The sequence below is a fragment of the Psychrobacillus sp. genome (genome assembly GCF_056205495.1).
This window is the reverse complement of sequence record NZ_JBAEAP010000504.1, coordinates 1-1,652: the sequence shown is the minus strand read 5'-3', so window position 1 is coordinate 1,652 and position 1,652 is coordinate 1. Positions and strand designations below refer to the sequence as shown.

The 1,652-nt window shown below is 36.6% G+C and carries 2 protein-coding genes; one reads left to right on the top strand and one right to left on the bottom strand.

Annotated elements, in window-relative coordinates; all coding sequences use genetic code 11:
• Positions 1–111 precede the first annotated feature (111 nt).
• Complete coding sequence (locus AC06OU_RS14365) at positions 112–1,089, top strand: ring-cleaving dioxygenase (RefSeq protein WP_475856692.1); 978 nt, start codon at positions 112–114, stop codon at positions 1,087–1,089.
• Positions 1,090–1,169: 80 nt separating this feature from the next.
• Here the strand turns inward: AC06OU_RS14365 and AC06OU_RS14360 are convergent.
• Positions 1,170–1,652, bottom strand: a 483-nt coding sequence (locus AC06OU_RS14360) for a QueT transporter family protein (RefSeq protein ID WP_475856690.1), incomplete at its 5' end; no start/stop codon positions are given.

Below are 1,652 nucleotides of genomic sequence, written 5' to 3'. Positions count from 1 at the left end.
GGCAGGGATAGGCGCCTGCGCTTTTCTTGTTGACTTGTATTTTTTTACATGTTAAAATTATCTTGAATTAAAGATATTTAAATTAAAGATAAATAGTGGAGGTTAATATATATGAATCACTTAAAAGGTATTCACCATGTGACGGCAATTACAAGCAGTGCAGAAGAAAACTATAAATTTTTTACTTACGTGTTAGGTATGCGATTAGTAAAGAAAACAGTAAATCAGGATGACATTCAAACCTATCATTTATTCTTTGCAGATGATGTTGGTGGAGCAGGAACGGATATGACATTTTTTGATTTCCCTGGAATCCCTAAAGGCACCCATGGGACGAATGAGATTTATAGAACGGCTTTTCGTGTTCCAATGGATGCATCTTTAGATTATTGGGAGAAACGCTTTGACCGTTTAAATGTGAAACACACTGGCATTCAAGAGCAATTCGGAGTGAAGGTTCTATCTTTTGTAGACTTTGACGACCAGCAATACGAATTGATTTCGGATGAGAACAATACAGGTGTAGAGTCTGGTACTCCTTGGCAAAAAGGACCAATACCTTTAGAGCATGCCATTACTGGTTTAGGTCCCATTCATATTCGTATTGCACAGTTTGACTACATGAAGGAAGTACTAGAAAAAGTATTACTGTTTAAGGAAATTGCGCAAGAGGGTGATCTTCACTTATTTGAGGTTGGAGAAGGTGGAAATGGAGCCCGCGTCATTATTGAGAAAAATGTTATCCTTCCACCAGGTCGTCAAGGCTTCGGGACAGTACATCATGCAGCATTCCGAGTGGAAGATAGAGCAGTTCTAGATGAGTGGACAGAGAGAATGGAAAGCTTTGGATTCCATACATCTGGGTTTGTAGATCGATTCTTCTTCCAATCCTTATATGCTCGAGTGGCAGACGGGATATTATTTGAATTTGCTACGGACGGTCCCGGCTTTATGGGAGACGAGTCTTATGAGACTTTGGGAGAAAAACTTTCCTTACCTCCATTCTTAGAATCAAAACGTGCCCAAATTGAAGGCCTAGTAAGACCTATAGATACGGTTAGAAGTACAATTGAGTTTAAAAAAGAGTAAATTGAAAAAGGGCATTTCCTTTGTAGGAAGTGACCTTAAAATAAGCCCCCAAATTCGGAAAAGAAAATGGGGGCTCATTTTTATATTAGTTCCTTAAATTTTAAACGTTTATTTAAGGCAAGCATTAATGGTATTCCTACTGCCATAACTACAAATTCACCTAAAGCAACTGTATACCACGTTTCATAAAATAAAGAACCTGGTATTTTAAAATAGAGGTGCAATTCAATGGCAATGATAAACATAGTAAATGTAAACAAAATGGTGTTTAAAATCATGTGCCATAGCTGATTCTTTACGAATTTACCAATTAGTATACTAATAGATAGAGTGATAATAGAATGTCCTACTCCAAAAGTTAAATCATAGAGTCCTAATGGAGAGAAGAGGTTTGTAATAAATACACCAATCACAATACCAAAGAAATACTTTTTATTAAATATGATCAGGTGATTAAACATCTCGGATATCCGAAATTGAAAAACACCAAATGAAAAAGGTGCCACTAGCATAGATACAGCTACATATAAAGCTGCAATAATGCCGCTTGTAGCCATTGTTTT